Origin of the sequence: Pseudomonas gingeri, from assembly GCF_013386165.1 — a bacterium.
Taxonomy (GTDB): domain Bacteria; phylum Pseudomonadota; class Gammaproteobacteria; order Pseudomonadales; family Pseudomonadaceae; genus Aquipseudomonas; species Aquipseudomonas gingeri_C.
Genome location: NZ_JACAOS010000013.1, coordinates 23930 through 41459 on the forward strand (window position 1 = coordinate 23930; position 17530 = coordinate 41459).

12 protein-coding genes are annotated in these 17530 nt (G+C 60.2%); 3 read left to right on the forward strand and 9 right to left on the reverse strand.

All coding sequences use genetic code 11. From position 1 onward, the window contains the following. Nucleotides 1-15 precede the first annotated feature (15 nt). From HX866_RS12215 to rpsU, 4 genes are all read right to left on the reverse strand, one after another. Nucleotides 16-3756 carry an EAL domain-containing protein gene (locus tag HX866_RS12215; RefSeq protein ID WP_177105812.1) on the reverse strand — a complete coding sequence of 1247 codons (3741 nt, stop codon included), beginning with the start codon at nt 3754-3756 and terminating at the stop codon, nt 16-18. Between the two features lie 120 nt (nt 3757-3876). Beyond that, nucleotides 3877-5724, reverse strand: a complete 1848-nt coding sequence (gene rpoD / locus HX866_RS12220) for an RNA polymerase sigma factor RpoD (protein ID WP_177095423.1) — start codon at nt 5722-5724, stop codon at nt 3877-3879. A 67-nt stretch (nt 5725-5791) separates the two neighbouring features. Beyond that, a complete protein-coding gene (dnaG, locus tag HX866_RS12225) occupies nt 5792-7756 on the reverse strand; it encodes a DNA primase (protein WP_177095425.1) in 1965 nt (654 codons plus the stop codon). Between the two features lie 241 nt (nt 7757-7997). Continuing rightward, nucleotides 7998-8213, reverse strand: a complete 216-nt coding sequence (gene rpsU, locus HX866_RS12230; RefSeq protein WP_002551877.1) for a 30S ribosomal protein S21 — start codon at nt 8211-8213, stop codon at nt 7998-8000. Between the two features lie 198 nt (nt 8214-8411). Between rpsU and tsaD the strand changes: the two genes are divergently transcribed. Next, nucleotides 8412-9437 carry a tRNA (adenosine(37)-N6)-threonylcarbamoyltransferase complex transferase subunit TsaD gene (gene tsaD / locus HX866_RS12235; protein ID WP_177139807.1) on the forward strand — a complete coding sequence of 342 codons (1026 nt, stop codon included), beginning with the start codon at nt 8412-8414 and terminating at the stop codon, nt 9435-9437. Between the two features lie 47 nt (nt 9438-9484). Here the strand turns inward: tsaD and plsY are convergent, their stop codons facing one another. Continuing rightward, nucleotides 9485-10054 carry a glycerol-3-phosphate 1-O-acyltransferase PlsY gene (plsY, locus tag HX866_RS12240; protein WP_177126444.1) on the reverse strand — a complete coding sequence of 190 codons (570 nt, stop codon included), beginning with the start codon at nt 10052-10054 and terminating at the stop codon, nt 9485-9487. A 74-nt stretch (nt 10055-10128) separates the two neighbouring features. Between plsY and folB the strand changes: the two genes are divergently transcribed. Both folB and folK read left to right on the forward strand, forming a co-directional pair. After that, on the forward strand, nt 10129-10482 hold the full coding sequence (gene folB / locus HX866_RS12245; protein WP_177095431.1) for a dihydroneopterin aldolase: 354 nt from the start codon (nt 10129-10131) through the stop codon (nt 10480-10482). Further along, on the forward strand, nt 10473-10991 hold the full coding sequence (folK, locus tag HX866_RS12250; RefSeq protein WP_177095433.1) for a 2-amino-4-hydroxy-6-hydroxymethyldihydropteridine diphosphokinase: 519 nt from the start codon (nt 10473-10475) through the stop codon (nt 10989-10991). The genes folB and folK overlap by 10 nt, the downstream gene beginning before the upstream one ends. 131 nt (nt 10992-11122) lie before the next feature. Here the strand turns inward: folK and HX866_RS12255 are convergent, their stop codons facing one another. The 4 genes from HX866_RS12255 to HX866_RS12270 form a co-directional block, all read right to left on the reverse strand. Then, a complete protein-coding gene (locus HX866_RS12255) occupies nt 11123-12352 on the reverse strand; it encodes a multifunctional CCA addition/repair protein (RefSeq protein ID WP_177095435.1) in 1230 nt (409 codons plus the stop codon). A gap of 65 nt (nt 12353-12417) precedes the next feature. Then, a complete protein-coding gene (locus tag HX866_RS12260) occupies nt 12418-13989 on the reverse strand; it encodes a SpoVR family protein (protein WP_177095437.1) in 1572 nt (523 codons plus the stop codon). After that, a complete protein-coding gene (locus HX866_RS12265) occupies nt 13986-15257 on the reverse strand; it encodes a YeaH/YhbH family protein (RefSeq protein ID WP_177095439.1) in 1272 nt (423 codons plus the stop codon). The genes HX866_RS12260 and HX866_RS12265 overlap by 4 nt, the downstream gene beginning before the upstream one ends. 138 nt (nt 15258-15395) lie before the next feature. Further along, complete coding sequence (locus tag HX866_RS12270) at nt 15396-17318, reverse strand: PrkA family serine protein kinase (protein WP_121135132.1); 1923 nt, start codon at nt 17316-17318, stop codon at nt 15396-15398. Nucleotides 17319-17530: the final 212 nt, after the last annotated feature.

Here is a 17530-nt window from a genome sequence, read left to right on the forward strand (position 1 = left end):
TCAGTAGGCCGCGAATTATAGCGATGGTTTCTCGCGGGGGCTATCCGAAAACTCCGAAAGCCGCATATGAAGGAACGTCGCGGCGAATTCTTCGGCCTGTAACGGCAGGCTGACGATGTAACCCTGGATCTGTTCGCAGCCCTCGACGGCCAGGAAATCCTGCTGTGCCTGGTTCTCCACGCCCTCGGCAATCACCGTGAACTGCATGCTGCGCCCCAGGGCGATGATCGCGCGGACGATGGCGGCATCGTGGGGATCGTCCGGCAGGCCGCGAACAAAGGATTGGTCGATCTTCAGCACATCCAGTGGCAAACGCTTGAGATAACTCAACGACGAATATCCCGTGCCGAAGTCATCAATGGCCAACTGAACCCCCAGGCGCTTGAGTTGGTGCAGCACCTCCAGGGCCTCCTCGGCCTGGCTCATGATGAAGTTTTCGGTGATCTCCAACTGCAGGCAACCGGGCTCAAGGCGGTAGTCCATGAGCAACTGTTCGATCCGTGCGAGCAGGTTCGGTTGGCGTAACTGCGCGCCAGCAAGGTTTACCGAGAGCGGGCCGAAGTCGCAATGGGTCCTGTTCCAGCGGTGCATCTGCCGACAGGCACGCTCCAGCACCCAGTCGCCAATCTGCAGGATCATGCCGTTCTCTTCGGCCAACGGAATGAAATGCTCCGGTGGCACCTCGCCAAGGGTCGGGTGCTGCCAGCGAATCAAGGCTTCGGCCCCGACCATTTGACCGCTGTCGAGACTGATCTTGGGTTGGTAGAGCAGATGCAGTTCCTGGCGCTCGATAGCCCGGCGCAGCTCGTGCTCCAGGGCCACACGTTCACTGGCCTGGGCCGTGAGGTCGCGGGTGTAGCTTTCGACCCGGTTGCGGCCCTTGGCCTTGGAGCGATACATCGCCGCGTCGGCGTTCTTGACCAGGGTGGCAACGTCATTGCCGTCCTTGGGGTAGAGGCTGGTGCCAATGCTGGCACTGATGAAAAACTCGTGCTCGCCGGCCTGGAACGGCGCGCTGAAGCAGCCTAGCAGCTTGTTGGCCAGGTGCGTCGCGTCGCTGGTCTGGTGCAGGCCCGGCAGCAGGATAATGAACTCGTCGCCGCCCAGTCGGGCCACGGTGTCGATGTCCCGCAACTGCTCCTTGAGCCTGAGGGCAATGCCCTTGAGCAACAGGTCGCCGACCGGATGGCCGAGGCTGTCGTTGATGTGTTTGAAACGGTCGAGGTCGAGAAACAGCACGGCGCCCTGCCCACCGTTTTCGGCCTGGTTGTTCAGGGCGGCGAGCAGGCGGCTTTCAAACAGGATGCGGTTGGGCAGGCCGGTCAACGGATCATGGTGGGCTTGGTAGTCCAGGCGAGCCTGGGCATGTTTGAGGCTGGAGATATCGGCAAACACGGCGACGAAATGGGTGATGACGTTATCGCGGTTACGCACGGCGCTGATGGTCAGCCAACTGGGGTAGAGTTCGCCGTTCTTGCGCCGGTTACAGATCTCGCCTTGCCAATGGCCTTCGGCGGTCAATTGGTGCCACATGGCGGCGTAGAAGGCGCTGTCATGCTGGCCGGAGGCAAGCAGGCGCGGGGTGTTGCCCAGAGCTTCGGTTTCGCTGTAGCCGGTGATTTCGCTGAAGGCCCGGTTGACCGCGCTGATGTGCTGCTGGATGTCGGTGATCAGTACGCCTTCGGCGGTGCTTTCGAAGACGGTGGCGGCCTGTTGCAGTTTTTCCTGCATGACGTGGCGTTCGGTGATGTCCCGGGCAATGGTCAGCATGCAATCCTCTCCACCGATCGGCAGCGGCCGGCTGGAGACTTCGCACAGGCGGATCTGTCCGTCGTTACGGCGGATATGGCAACTGAAGTCACGGACGAAACCATCGCGTTGCATCAGTTCGAGCATGCGTTTGCGTTCGTTCAGATTGACCCAGATGCCCAGTTCCAGGGTCGAACGATCCAGCGAGGCAGAACTGTTGTAGCCGGTCAGGTGGCTGAAGCCCTCGTTGACCTCCATCAACAGGCCATCACTTTGTCGGCTCAGCAGCAAACCGTCCGGGGACGCGTGGAAGGCCTTGGCAAACTTTTCTTCGGAAGTTTGCAGTTGTTGTTGGGTTTGCTTGAGCTGGCTGATGTCCCTGACCACCACCACCAGGGCCGGCGTGGTGTCGAGTTCGAAAGGTTCGGCGGAGATGAGTCCGGTAAACAATTGGCCATTACTGCGTCTGAAAGGCATTTCCAGGTTACGCACACTGCCGCCTTGCAAGCGTTGCAACAGCCCCGGACCGACACCTTCGATGCCCCATATGTTGAGTTCGGTGGCGGTATGCCCGATCACCTCCCCGGCACGCATACCGATCTGCTCTTCGAAGGCGCTGTTGACTTCCAGCAAGTGGCCGTCGGACAGGCGGGCAATCACCAGGATGTCCGGGCATTGCCGAAAGACCGAGGCGAATTTCTGTTCAGACAGGCGCAGCGCTTCTTCGGTGCGTTTGGTTTCGCTGATGTCGATCATCAGGCCGCGGATGAGCGGCTCGCTGTCGTGCTCGATCAGGCTGACCAGGTCGCGTACCCAGAGCGTACGGCCATCGGCGCTGATCACCCGATAGTCGAGGGTGTGGTCGCGGCCTTCGACTATCTCTTTGTCACAGAAGGCTTGGGCCCGGGTCAGGTCGGCGGGGTGGGTGATGCTGCGCCAGAAGCCGGGAATCAGCCAATGGGCAAGTGGATAACCCAATAAGGCTTCGGCATGGGGCGAGACATAGGTGTAGGTGAAGTCCATGCGCGCTTCCCAGGCGATGGCCGACAGGCTCTCCACCAGGCCGCGGTAATGGTATTCGCTGCTGCGCAGTTCCTGCTCGAGGGCCACGCGCCGGGAAATTTCCGAACTCAGGCGGCGGTTGATGCGGATAACCATACCCAACACGATGACTAGCAGCACGACGCAGGGCAGGCCATAGAGCAGCAGGTCGGCCCAGAAGGCGCGACTGACCAGGACGTTACCCACCCAGCGCTTGCGGATGGTTTCTTTTTCGGCCACGGTCATGTCAGCCATGACCTTGTCGAGAATGCCCACGAAGATTTTCTGATCCTGGGGCACTGCCATCGCCAACTGGTAGCGATAGGGTGTTTCGCCGCTGACGTAGAGGCCTTCGAGCTTGAGTTGGTGCAGGTTCCAGAGGCTGGAGGCGAGATCGCCGACGACGGCATCGACGTCATCGGTGGCCAGGGCCTGCAGGGCCGAGCTGACGTTGGGCATGGCCACGAGGTTGAGATCCGGGTGATTGTTGCGCAACAGCTCATGGGGCGCGTAGTTCTCCACCACGGCGATTTTCAGGCCATAGAGCTCTTTGATGTTGTGGGGGTTGGCCCCGCCTTCGTGAGCCAGGATGACAATCGGAAAATCCAGGTAAGGGCGGGTGAAGGATAGGTAGGCCTGTCGTTCCGGGGTCGACATGATGCCGGGCAGCAGATCGATCTGGCCGGCCTTGGCCTGTTGTAGCACCTCGGTCCAGCTCGCCGGCTCTACGGGGGTGAGTGTGATGTCCAGGCGATCTTCGATCAGGTGGATGTAATCGCTCGTCAGCCCCTGATAGGTGCCATTTTCGCCCCTGAACTCAAAGGGCGGCCACGAGGCGTCTACACCCAGGCGCAATTGCGGATGGGCTTTCAGCCAGTCACGTTCATCATCGGTAAGATTCAACGCGCCAGCCATTGCGGTCCAGGTAAGCAGCGAAAACAGAAGCAGGGCCGACAGTCTGGGCATAACGGTCTCGTTATGGCTCGGAGGAATGATTCGAGTGTAGACGGGCAGCGCCGGGGGCGACGGACTGAGAGAAGGGAATCTGCATAAAGCAAAACCCCCGGCGAGCCGGGGGTTTTGGTATTACTCGTCGAGGAAGGAGCGCAAATGCTCGCTTCGCGTCGGGTGGCGCAGCTTGCGCAGCGCCTTGGCTTCGATCTGACGAATCCGTTCACGGGTAACGTCGAACTGCTTACCAACCTCCTCGAGGGTGTGGTCGGTATTCATGTCGATGCCGAAACGCATGCGCAGAACCTTGGCTTCACGGGCAGTGAGACCGGAGAGCACTTCGCGTGTCGCTTCTTTAAGGCTCTCAACGGTCGCAACATCGATTGGCGACTGCATGGTCGAGTCTTCGATGAAGTCGCCCAGGTGGGAGTCTTCGTCATCACCGATCGGGGTTTCCATGGAGATCGGCTCTTTAGCGATCTTCAATACCTTGCGGATCTTGTCCTCAGGCATTTCCATGCGTTCGCCCAGCTCTTCCGGGGTCGGTTCGCGACCCATTTCCTGCAACATCTGCCGGGAAATACGGTTGAGCTTGTTGATCGTCTCGATCATGTGCACCGGAATACGGATGGTGCGGGCCTGGTCGGCGATCGAGCGAGTGATCGCCTGACGGATCCACCAGGTGGCATAAGTCGAGAATTTGTAGCCGCGACGGTATTCGAACTTGTCCACCGCTTTCATCAGGCCGATGTTGCCTTCCTGGATCAGGTCGAGGAATTGCAGGCCGCGGTTGGTGTACTTCTTGGCGATCGAGATCACCAGACGCAAGTTCGCTTCAACCATCTCTTTCTTCGCGCGGCGGGCCTTGGCCTCACCGATCGACATGCGACGGTTGATATCCTTGATCTCGGCGATGGTCAGGCCGGTTTCGGTTTCGAGCGCGGTCAGCTTCTGCTGGCAACGAACGATATCGGCTTGTACACGACCAATGGCTTCGGCGTATTTGCTCTTGCCTTTGGCCAGGGCATCGGTCCAGCTTTCGTCGACTTCGTTGCCCGGGAACTGGCGCAGGAAGTCGGCACGCGGCATACGGGCATCACGCACGCACAGCTGCATGATGGCGCGTTCTTGCTGACGCAGGCGATCCAGGGCACCACGAACGCGTTCAACCAGGCCTTCGAATTGCTTCGGTACCAGCTTGATCGGCATGAACAGCTCGGCCAGGGCCAACAGTTCGGCAATCGCCGCCTTGTTGTTGCGACCGTGCTTTTTCAGGGCCTTGCGGGTGATCTCCATCTGCTCGGCCACGGCGCCGAAGCGCTGTGCGGCAATGATCGGATCCGGGCCGCTTTCGGCTTCTTCTTCGTCGTCGCTGGCTTCGGCTTCTTCGTCGTCCGTGTCGTCGTCGGCTTTAGCGGCCTTGGCATCGACAGGTGGCGGTACTTCGGCGGCCGGCGGCGCAATGCCGTCGTCCGGGTCGATGTAGCCGCTCAGGACGTCGGACAGCCGACCGCCTTCGCTGGTAACGCGATCGTATTCGCTGAGGATGTGATCAACCGTGCCAGGGAAGTGCGCGATTGCGCCCATCACTTCACGGATGCCCTCTTCGATACGCTTGGCGATTTCGATTTCGCCTTCACGTGTGAGCAGCTCTACCGTACCCATTTCGCGCATGTACATGCGCACCGGGTCAGTAGTGCGACCGATGTCGGTTTCCACGGCCGCCAACGCAGCCGCTGCTTCTTCGGCAGCGGCTTCGTCGGTGTCGGCTTCGGCCAACAAAAGGGCATCCGCATCCGGAGCACTCTCGAATACGTTGATCCCCATGTCGTTGATCATGCGGATGATGTCTTCCACCTGTTCCGGATCTGAAATATCCTCCGGCAGGTGGTCGTTGACCTCCGCGTAAGTCAGGTAACCCTGCTCACGACCACGGCTGATCAACTCTTTGAGGCGAGACTGCTGTTGCGCTTTTCCGGACATAACACCCTATCCACTGAAGGTCTTGGCGGGCAAAAAACAAGCCGAGGATTATACCCGAGCTATGACCTCACGCGCCAGTTGAGGTCGGGTTTGATGCAGGAAGATTGCGTTTTAGCAGTTCAAGCAGCTGAATTTTGTCTTCAGCGCTCAAATCGCCTTGTCGCGACTTCCTGATGAGTTGTTCCAGCTTTCGCTCGGTTTGACGGGCAGACAAGCTAGTTATGGTGTCGAAAAACTGTTGTTCAAGGTTCTCTCCTTCAATCAGCCACTCCTTTTCCGCCAGACGGGTGAGTAATCGACCCTGGTCGGTGCCGTGCCAACGCGAAATCAGTTGAAATGAGCTTAGCCCAGGATTCTTTTGCACGGCTTCGAGCAAGGCCACGAGCAGCTGTGCATGGGTGTTTTCTTCGTCCGCGAGGTGACCGGCGGTCTCGACCTTGCCGGCCAGTTGCGGGTGATGGACCAGGGTGCGCAGGGCGGTGAGCGTCGGTGGTTCGACGGCGGCCGGGATGCGCGGGCCACGGGGCTCGTCGCGATCACCTCCGCGCTTGCCGTTCTTGTCCCAGGGTTTCTTGTCCCACTTCTTGCCGCCGGCACCGGGTTTTTTCGGCGTCCACTCTTGCTGGGGCGCGTAGGCCTCCTGCTGTGGAGCATGATAGTCCGCATAATCGGGCATGGCGTCGTAGTCGATGCCGGGATCGTACGCTGGCGGCGCTTCGCTCGGCGCGCTCTGCACCAGTTGGCTGACGGTTTCGTGGGTCAGGCCGGTGATCTGCGTGAGGCGCTGGCGCATCAGGGTGCGCAGGTTGGCCCCTGGCACTTTGTCGATCAGCGGGGCGGCGAGGGTGGCCATATGCGCCTTGCCCTCCAGCGAACGCGGATCGGCTTCTTCAGTCAGTTGCTGGAAAAAATAATCCGCCAGGGGCTGCGCGTGCTGGTTGATCCGGGCGCGGAAGGCATCGGTGCCTTCGGCGCGAATCAGGGTGTCCGGATCTTCGCCTTCGGGCAGGAACAGAAAGCGCGCACGGCGGCCGTCCTGCAGGCTGCTCAAGGTTGCTTCCAGGGCACGCCAGGCGGCATTGCGGCCGGCCTGGTCGCCGTCGAAGCAGAACAATACGTTGGGCACCACGCGAAACAGGCGCTTGAGGTGTTCTTCGCTGGTGGCGGTGCCCAGGGTCGCGACGGCGTTGCGCAGGCCTTGTTGGGCCAGGGCGATAACGTCCATGTAGCCTTCGACGACGATGATTTCGTCGAGGTTGCGGTTGTTCTTGCGCGCTTCGAACAGGCCGTAGAGTTCCTGGCCCTTGTGAAACACCGGGGTTTCCGGGGAGTTCAGGTATTTCGGCTTGTCGTCGCCCAGCACCCGGCCACCAAAAGCGATGATCCGGCCGCGGCTGTCGCGGATGGGGAACATCACGCGGTCGCGGAAGCGGTCGTAGCGCTTGCCGGTTTCGGCGTTCTCGATCAGCAGGCCGGCGTCGATCATGGCTTTCTGCTGCAGGGTGTCGCTGGACAGGTGCTTGAACAGATTGTCCCAACCCGGCGGGGCAAAGCCCAAGCCGAAGTCCCTGGCGATTTCCCCGGTCAGGCCACGGCCCTTGAGGTAGTCCACTGCCGCCTTGCGCGATGGGTGGCTTTTCAGGGCCTGGCGATAGAAGTCGGCGGCTGCGGTCAGCAGCGGGTAGAGCGGCGAGTCGGTCGGCTGGCGTGGCTTGCGCGCGTGGCCGCTTTCTTCGCGGGGTATTTCCATGCCGGCGGCTTTGGCCAGGTCCTCGATGGCCTGGGGGAAATCCAGGTTGTCGTGGTCCATGAGGAAACCGAGGGCGTTGCCGCCAGCGCCGCAGCCAAAGCAGTAGTAGAACTGCTTGTCCGGGCTGACGCTGAAGGACGGAGTCTTTTCCTTGTGGAACGGGCAGCAGGCGGTGTAATTTTTGCCGGCCTTTTTCAGTTGCACACGGGAACTCACCACGTCGACGATGTCGGTGCGGTTGAGGAGGTCGTCAATAAAACTTTGGGGAATTAGCCCGGCCATGGCGTTCTCATCATCGCAGAGTGCTCGATAGCTGGAACGGAAAGGGTGTGCTCGTCGTTAGCCTTGGAAGGCTCGTCAGAAAGACGCGCACCACTGGCAAGTGCCAGGTCTGACGGGGTAAAGCAGGTTCGTCTGGGTCGCATCGGCGGCTTCGACGGTGAAGCATCAAGCGATATCCGCAAATGCCATTAGCCCGGCTGAGGGCCGGGCTTGGCAGAAGCTTGCAACGAACGTCTGTGTATTAGTACAGACGAACGGCGCGGCGCTGTTCGCGCTGAACTTTCTTAGCGTGACGTTTAACAGCAGCTGCTGCCTTACGCTTACGCTCAGAAGTTGGCTTCTCGTAAAATTCGCGGCTACGAACTTCAGCCAGAACACCGGCTTTTTCGCAGGAGCGCTTGAAACGACGCAGAGCTACGTCGAAGGGTTCGTTCTCTTTTACTTTGACGGCTGGCATCCAGAGCTACCTTCATTCATTACCGGGGTCAACGTCCTCAGGCAAAAGCGCACTGGAGATCGTCGGTTTTTAAGGGTTGCGGATGTTAACCCCTCATGACGCGGAATGCAAAGCCTCTGATCGAAAACCGCTGGTAGGGGCTTGGAGTGACGACTATTATGCGCGCCTTCGAATCTAGCCTCTACAAGGCGCAAACCCATGCTAGTACTGGGATTAGAAACCTCCTGCGACGAAACCGGCGTCGCGCTCTACGACAGTGAACGCGGGCTTCTCGCCGATGCGCTGTTCAGTCAGATCGACCTGCACCGTGCCTATGGCGGCGTGGTGCCGGAGCTGGCTTCGCGTGATCACGTCAAGCGCATGCTGCCGTTGATCCGTCAGGTCCTGGCCGAAGCCGATTGCGCGCCGACCGAGATCGATGCGGTTGCCTACACGGCCGGCCCGGGACTGGTCGGGGCCTTGCTGGTCGGGGCTTCGTGCGCCCAGGCCCTGGCGTTTGCCTGGGATATACCGGCCTTGGGCGTGCACCACATGGAAGGCCATTTACTGGCGCCGATGTTGGAAGAACAACCGCCGGAGTTTCCGTTCGTCGCTTTGTTGGTCTCCGGTGGTCATACCCAGCTCGTTCGCGTGGACGGCATCGGCCAATACGCGCTACTGGGGGAAACCCTGGACGATGCGGCCGGTGAAGCCTTCGACAAGACGGCGAAGATGATGGGGCTCAATTATCCGGGTGGGCCGGAAATCGCCCGCCTGGCCGATCAGGGGGTGGCGGGGCGTTTCGTCTTTCCACGGCCGATGTGCGATCGCCCGGGGCTGGATTTCAGTTTCAGCGGCTTGAAAACCTTCGCCCTGAATACCTGGCAGCAGTGCGTCAGCGCTGGGGACGACAGCGATCAAACCCGTTGCGACATCTCTCTGGCCTTCCAGCAGGCGGTGGTGGAGACTTTGACCATCAAGTGCAAGCGGGCGTTGAAACAGGCGGGTATGAAGCGCCTGGTGATCGCTGGGGGTGTCAGTGCCAACAAGGCCTTGCGCACTTCGCTGGAAAAAATGCTCGGTGATATGCGCGGCGATGTGTTCTATGCCCGTCCCGAGTTCTGCACCGACAATGGCGCAATGATTGCGTTTGCCGGGTGCCAGCGCTTGCAGGCCGGACAGAAGGAAAGCCTGGTGATCAGCGTGCAGGCCCGCTGGCCGATGGAGCAGTTGTCGGCGATTTGAGTCGAGGTCGATGGGAGGTGGCAAGTCAGCCATCTTCACGGCCGCGGTCAGAAATGTCGTTCGCGCCCTGCGAAAAGGTCGCGTAGATTGCCGCGATGGCGCCAGACGATCAGCCCGGTCACCACGCTCATCGGCAGCAAGGCGGCCGGTTCCTGCCAGGCCAGTAGCGGCAGGGTCAGCGGTGTGGCGATCAAGGCGGCCAGCGAGCTGGTGCGGGTGAGGTAGAAGGTCAGTAGCCAGGTCAGCAGGGCCAGCAGGGCGGCGGGGGGATACAGCCCCAGCAGCATGCCGGCTGCGGTGGCGACGCCTTTGCCGCCGCGAAAGCGGAAGTACAACGGAAACAGGTGGCCGAGGACGGCGCAGAGCCCGATCCAGGCTTGCTGTTGGAGCGAGAGCCCGGCGATGCCAGCGATCAGCACCGGCAGCAGGCCTTTGCAGAGGTCGCCGAGCAAGGTCAGGATGGCCAGCTTCTTGCCGGCCAGGCGCAGCATGTTGGTCGCGCCGGCATTGCCTGAGCCACTCATTCGCGGATCGGGATTTCCCGTGAGGCGGCTGAGCAAAATGGCGAAGGACAGAGAGCCGAGCAGGTAGGCGAGGATCGCCAGTAACCAAAACATGCTAACTATTCCGGGCGGGGACGCCCTGATTCTAACGGCGCATTGCGCCCTTGTCGTGCTGCGGAGAGAAGTGCTTGGACAGAGTGTTTATCGAGGGCCTGGAAGTCGACACCGTGATCGGTGCCTATGACTGGGAGCGCGGCATCCGTCAGTGCCTGCGCCTTGATCTCAGTTTTGCCTGGGATAACCGCCCGGCGGCGGCCGGTGACGACCTGAGCCTGGCCCTCGATTATGCGAGCGTTTCTTCGCGCATCCAGCTGTTTGCCGAGCAATCACAGTTCCAGCTGGTGGAAACCTTCGCCGAACGCCTGGCCGAGGTGCTGATGAGTGAGTTCCAGATTCCCTGGTTGCACCTCAAGCTGACCAAGCCGGGGGCCGTTGCGGCGGCCAAGGGCGTGGGCGTGGAGATCGAGCGCGGATGTCGCTAACTCTGGTTTATCTCGGGCTCGGCAGCAATATCGAGCGCGAAACCCACTTGCGTGCCGGATTGGACGCGTTGGCCGGTTTCCTGGTGGATATCCGTTGTTCGGCGGTGTTCGAAAGCCAGCCGGTGGGCATCAAGAGCGGGCCGTTCTTCAATCTGGTGGTGTCGGCGTTTACCGACCTGCCGTTGCTGGAGCTGGACCGTCGCCTGAAGTTCATCGAGGCCGACAACGGCCGTTATGCGCCGGACCGCAAGGGGCTGCCGCTGGACATCGATGTGCTGTTGTATGGCGATTTAGTGGGGAATTTCGACGGGCTGATCCTGCCGCGGGCGGAAATTCTCAAGAATGCTTTTGTGTTGTGGCCGTTGGCGCTGATTGCGCCGGACCGCGTGCATCCCGAGGCAGGAAAATCCTTCGCTACACTGTGGGACGAGGCGCTGATCGATCAGGTGTTGGCGCCTGTGGCGTTTGAATGGCGCGGTGAGCAGTTGACGCCGGCGGGATTGGTTTAGGCGGGGCGGGCCGACCTGCAGTCGGATCGCGAGCAAGCTCGCTCCTACAGTGTTGGGTGTACGTGAGGGCGAGTTCACGATTCCTTCCTGTAGGAGCGAGCTGGCTCCGGGCGGCGTTCCGGCGATGCGATCTAACGACCTGCCGCGTCCTTGTAGGCTTTCAGCGCTTTCAGCCGCTCACGCTTGAGCGCTTCCCCCAGCTCGGGTCCCTTGAAGCCCTTCTCCAGCAGCGGCTGAACCGCGACGGCCTTGGCCACTGCCGCCGCCCCCCGCAGATAATCCGCCTGTGGATAAGTTCGCTCCTCCAGCCCCAGGCGCCCACGGGCGTCCATCTCGCAGGCGGCGATAAACTCCTCGAAACGCTGCGGTCGTCGATAGACATCGAAGCTCTGCAGCAACTCCAGCAGGGTCGAAGCCTTGAGCTCCAGGGCGCGATGGCCATGGGTGTGGTATTCGCCCACCAGCAACGCCAGTTCCTGGCAGTCGCGCGGTGCCTTGTAGCGTTCGTTCACTGCCTTGATCAGCTTCAGACCCTTGAACTCGTGGGCAATATGCTTTGGCCATTGGCTTTCTGGGGTCAGCCCTTTGCCGAGGTCGTGCAGCAGGCAGGCCCAGCGCACGGTCAAGGGTTGCCGATGACGTGCCGATTGCTCCAGAACGCTCAGGGTGTGCACGCCGCTGTCGATTTCCGGGTGGTGGGCTTCCGGCTGCGGCACCCCGAACAGCGCGTCGACTTCCGGGAACAGTACGGCAAGTGCGCCGCAGTCACGCAGCACCTGGATGAATACCTGGGGCTGGTCTTCCATCAGTGCGCGGGAAATTTCCTTCCAGCTGCGCTCCGGCGTCAGGGCTTGCAGTTCGCCTGATTCGGCCAATTGGCGCATCAGGGCGAGGGTCTCGGGGACCACCTTGAAACCCAGGCCGGCATAACGCGCGGCGAAGCGGGCAACGCGCAGAACTCGGAGTGGATCTTCGGCAAACGCGGGGGAAACGTGGCGTAGAAGGCGGGCGTCGAGATCCGCCTGGCCGTGATAGGGATCGGTCAGGTTGCCATGCTCGTCTTCCGCCATGGCATTGATGGTCAGGTCCCGGCGGATCAGGTCTTCTTCCAGGGTGACATCGGGGCTGGCGTGGAAGATGAACCCGCCATAACCACGTCCGCTCTTGCGCTCGGTCCGAGCCAGGGCGTATTCCTCACCGCTCGAGGGATGAAGAAAAACCGGGAAGTCTGCACCGACCGGGCGAAACCCCTTGGCCTGCATGTCTTCGGCGCTGGCGCCGACAACCACCCAATCGATATCGGTGACCGGCTGGCCCAGCAGGCGATCGCGAACCGCGCCGCCGACTTTATAAATCTGCATGAAAAACCTCCGTTGGCGCGACAGGATAACCTGTGGATCGCGTCAGCGGAGGTGAAGGGTGTCGTTCAGAGATGAATCACGGCCAGGTCCAGTCGCCCGTATTCCCCTTCGCTGTGCTCGCCTTTGGGTGGGACGTGGTGGGTTTTCATGACCTGATCGCCTTGCAGGGTCTCCAGGTGGATATCGAAGCCCCAGAGCCGATGCAGGTGCTTGAGCACTTCATCAGTGGAGTCGCCCAGGGGTTTACGGTCGTGTTGCTGGTGACGCAGGGTCAGTGAACGGTCGCCACGGCGGTCGATGCTCCAGATCTGCACGTTGGGCTCGCGGTTGCCCAGGTTGTACTGGGCGGCCAGGGTTTCGCGGATGGTCCGGTAGCCGCCTTCATCATGGATGGCAGGCACCAGCAGGTCATCGCGCTGGTCGTCATCGAGGATGCTGAACAGCTTTAGGTCGCGAATCACTTTGGGTGACAGGTACTGCAGGATGAAGCTCTCATCCTTGAAGCTGCCCATGGCGAACTTGATGCTCGAGAGCCAGTCGCTGCCGGCCAGCTCCGGGAACCAGTGACGGTCTTCGTCCGTGGGCTCCTCGCACATCCGCCGAATGTCGCGGTACATGGCAAAGCCCAGTGCATAGGGGTTGATGCCGCTGTAGTAGGGGCTGTCGAAACCCGGTTGGAACACCACGCTGGTATGGGAGGTAAGGAATTCCATCATGAAGCCGTCGGTGACCAGCCCTTCGTCGTAGAGGTCGTTCATCAGGGTGTAGTGCCAGAAGGTTGCCCAGCCTTCGTTCATTACCTGGGTCTGGCGTTGCGGGTAGAAGTACTGGGCGATCTTGCGCACGATGCGGACGATTTCCCGCTGCCAGGGCTCCAGCAATGGCGCGTGTTTTTCGATGAAATAGAGGATGTTTTCCTGGGGTTCGGCGGGGAAGCGCGCATTGTCCTTGTCGCTGTACTTGTCCGCGCCCTTGGGAATGGTGCGCCACAGGTCGTTGATCTGTTTTTGCAGATGCTCTTCGCGATCCTTCTGCCGCCGGCGTTCCTCTTCGGCGGAAATCGGGTAGGGGCGTTTGTAGCGATCGACACCGTAGTTCATCAGGGCGTGGCAGGAGTCGAGCAGGTCTTCGACCGCGTCGATGCCGTGCCGCTCCTCGCATTGCATGATGTACTGCTTGGCGAAGACCAGGTAATCGATGATCGAGCTGGCGTCGGTCCAGGTGCGGAACAGGTAGTTGCCCTTGAAGAAGCTGTTGTGGCCATAGCAGGCATGGGCCACCACCAGCGCCTGCATGCAGATGGTGTTTTCTTCCATCAGGTAGGCGATGCACGGGTCCGAGTTGATCACGATCTCGTAGGCCAGGCCCATCTGGCCGCGGCTATAGGACTTTTCGGTACTGAGGAAGTGCTTGCCGTAGGACCAATGGTGATAGCCCAGGGGCATGCCGACGGAGGCGTAGGCGTCCATCATCTGTTCGGCGGTAATGACTTCGATCTGGTTGGGGTAGGTGTCCAGGGCATAACGATTGGCGATACGGCTGATTTCGCGGTCGTAGGCCTGGATCAGCTCAAAGGTCCACTCCGAACCGGTGGAGAGGGGCTGGCGCTTCTGTTGTTTCTGCTCTCTGGCGGTCATGTCACTAACCTGCGCTGGAAGAGTTCACGGAAGACCGGGTAGATATCGCCGGCCGACACCAGCTGCTGCTGGGCAAACGTATCGCTGAACGCCTCGCTGATGCGCTCGTATTCGTACCAGAGGGCCTGATGCTCGCGGGGGGTGATCTCTACGTAAGTGTAGTACTGCACGAACGGCATGATCTGGTTGATCAGGATGTCGCGGCAGATAGGCGAATCATCGTTCCAGTTGTCACCGTCGGAGGCCTGGGCGGCGTAGATGTTCCACTCGTTGGTCGGATAGCGTTCGGCCATGATTTCCTGCATCAGCTTCAGTGCGCTGGAAACGATGGTGCCGCCGGTTTCCCGAGAGTAGAAGAACTCTTCTTCGTCGACTTCCCGGGCGCTGGTGTGATGGCGGATGAACACCACTTCGATCTTGTCGTAGTTCCGCTTGAGGAACAGGTACAGCAGGATGAAGAAGCGCTTGGCGATGTCCTTGGTCGCCTGGGTCATGGAGCCGGACACGTCCATCAGGCAGAACATCACGGCCTTGGAGCTGGGGTTGGGTTGCTTGACCAGTAGGTTGTACTTGAGGTCGAAGGTATCGAGGAACGGTATGCGATGGATGCGCGCACTGAGTTTCTCGATTTCCGTCTCGATTTCCTGGATATCGCCGAAGTTGTCCGGTTCTTCGCGTCTCAGGCGTTCCAGTTCGGCCTTGGCCTCCTTGAGCTTGGCGCGGCTGCTGCCGGACAGGGCGATCCGTCGCGCATGGGCCGAGCGCAGGGTGCGGATGATGTTGATACGCGAGGGGTTGCCCTCGTTGCTGATCCCGGCGCGGACGGTCTTGAAGGTGTCGGTGCCGGTGAGATTGCGTTTGACCAGGTTCGGCAGTTCGAGGTCTTCGAACATGAACTCGAGAAACTCTTCCTGGGTGATCTGGAAGGAGAACTCGTCCATCCCTTCACCCGAGTTGCCGGCCTTGCCCGGACCGCGGCCGCCACCGCCGCCGGGTGGCCGGGCGATATGCTCGCCGCTGGTGAATTCCTTGTTGCCGGGATGGACCACGGTCTGTTTGCCACCACGGCCGTGGTGCAGCACGGGCTCATCGATGTCGCGGCCGGGGATGCTGATTTGCTCGCCGTGCTCCATGTCGGTAATGGAGCGGCGGCTCACGGCTTCCTCGACAGCCTTTTTGATATGGTCACGGTAGCGCCGCAGGAAGCGCTGACGGTTCACCGTGCTCTTGTTCTTGCCATTGAGACGTCGGTCGATCACATAGCTCATAGGGAGCCCTCCGGGCAGCTTCAAGTTACAAGCTTCAAGCGGCAAGCTGGAAGCTTAGAGACAAGCGGTCGGTTGTTACGGCCGCAAACACGTTCACCAACGCGCTTGCGGCCTGTAGCTCGACGCTTGCAGCTGCCTTTATTGCGATTTCCGAACCCGCAGATACCATTCCGAGAGCAGTCGTACCTGTTTGTCGGTGTAGCCCCGTTCGACCATGCGTGTGACGAAGTCGTTGTGTTTTTGTTGATCCTCTTTGCTGGCTTTGGCGTTGAAGCTGATGACCGGTAGCAGATCCTCGGTGTTGGAGAACATTTTCTTCTCGATCACCACCCGCAGCTTCTCGTAGCTGAGCCAGGTTGGATTCTTGCCGTTGTTGTTGGCCCGGGCCCGCAGGACGAAGTTGACGATCTCGTTGCGGAAATCCTTCGGATTGCTGATGCCGGCCGGTTTTTCGATTTTCTCAAGCTCTTCGTTCAGGGCCACGCGATTGAGGATTTCGCCGGTTTCCGGGTCGCGGTATTCCTGGTCTTGAATCCAGAAGTCTGCGTACAGCACGTAGCGGTCGAAGATGTTCTGGCCGTACTCGCTGTAGGATTCCAGGTACGCGGTCTGGATTTCCTTGCCGATGAACTCTATATAGCGCGGTGCCAGGTATTCCTTGAGGAAGCGCAGGTAGCGCTCGCGGGTTTCGGCCTGGAACTGTTCCTGCTCGATCTGCTGTTCCAGTACGTACAGCAGGTGCACCGGGTTGGCGGCGATCTCGTGGGGATCGAAGTTGAAGACTTTCGAGAGGATCTTGAAGGCGAAGCGGGTCGACAGGCCGTTCATGCCTTCATCGACGCCGGCGCTGTCGCGGTACTCCTGGATCGACTTGGCTTTCGGGTCGGTGTCCTTGAGGTTTTCGCCGTCATAGACGCGCATTTTCGAGTAGATGTTCGAGTTCTCCGGCTCCTTGAGGCGCGAGAGCACGGTGAACTGGGCGAGCATCTTCAGGGTGTCGGGTGCGCAGTGAGCCTTGGCCAGGGAGCTGTTGAACAGCAGCTTGTCGTAGATCTTCACTTCGTCGCTGACCCGCAGGCAATACGGGACCTTGACGATGTAGATCCGGTCGATGAAGGCTTCGTTGTTCTTGTTGTTGCGGAAGGTGTGCCACTCCGATTCGTTGGAGTGGGCCAGCAGGATCCCGGTGAACGGAATCGCGCCCAGGCCTTCGGTACTGTTGTAGTTGCCTTCCTGGGTGGCGGTGAGCAATGGGTGCAGCACCTTGATTGGTGCCTTGAACATTTCCACGAATTCCATCAGGCCCTGGTTGGCCCGGCACAGGGCGCCCGAGTAGCTGTAGGCGTCGGCGTCGTTCTGTGGAAACTCTTCGAGCTTGCGGATATCGACCTTGCCCACGAGGGCGGAGATGTCCTGGTTGTTTTCGTCGCCCGGTTCGGTCTTGGCCACGCCGATCTGGTTGAGGATCGAGGGGTAGAGCTTGACCACCCGGAACTGGCTGATGTCACCGCCGAACTCGGCCAGACGTTTGGTGGCCCAGGGCGACATGATGGTGTTGAGGTAGCGTCGGGGAATCCCGAAGTCCTCTTCGAGGATCGCGCCATCTTCCGTGGCATTGAACAGCCCCAGTGGCGATTCGAAGACGGGCGAACCCTTGATGGCGTAGAAGGGGACTTTCTCGATCAGCTGTTTGAGCTTTTCGGCCAGGGACGATTTACCGCCGCCCACGGGACCGAGCAGGTAGAGGATCTGCTTCTTCTCTTCCAGGCCTTGAGCGGCGTGGCGGAAATACGAAACGATCTGGTCGATGCATTCTTCCATCCCGTGGAAGTCTTCAAAGGCCGGATAGCGGCGAATCACCTTGTTGGAGAAGATGCGCGACAACCGCGAGTTGGCGGACGTATCCAGCAGTTCGGGCTCGCCGATTGCCAGTAGCAGCCTTTCAGCTGCCGATGCGTAAGCACTGCGATCCTTTTTGCACAGCTCGAGGTACTCCTGCAGCGTGAGTTCTTCTTGCCGTGTGGATTCGAAGCGTTGTTGGAAATGGCTGAAAATGCTCATGACGTCACCTCGCTCGATACGTGGAGCCGGTGCCGGATCAATCAGTCAAGTGCTGGCATGCAACCGCGAAAGCCGTTGCCGTTTACCCCCCAGAACACCTTCAAAGCGATGATCACTTTGAAAATTACTACCGATGACCCGTACGCCGGTGTACCGGCTCTCCCCTGATTTGGATGGCCTGCGCTTAAGGATAGTTCGTAATCGGCGGGGTC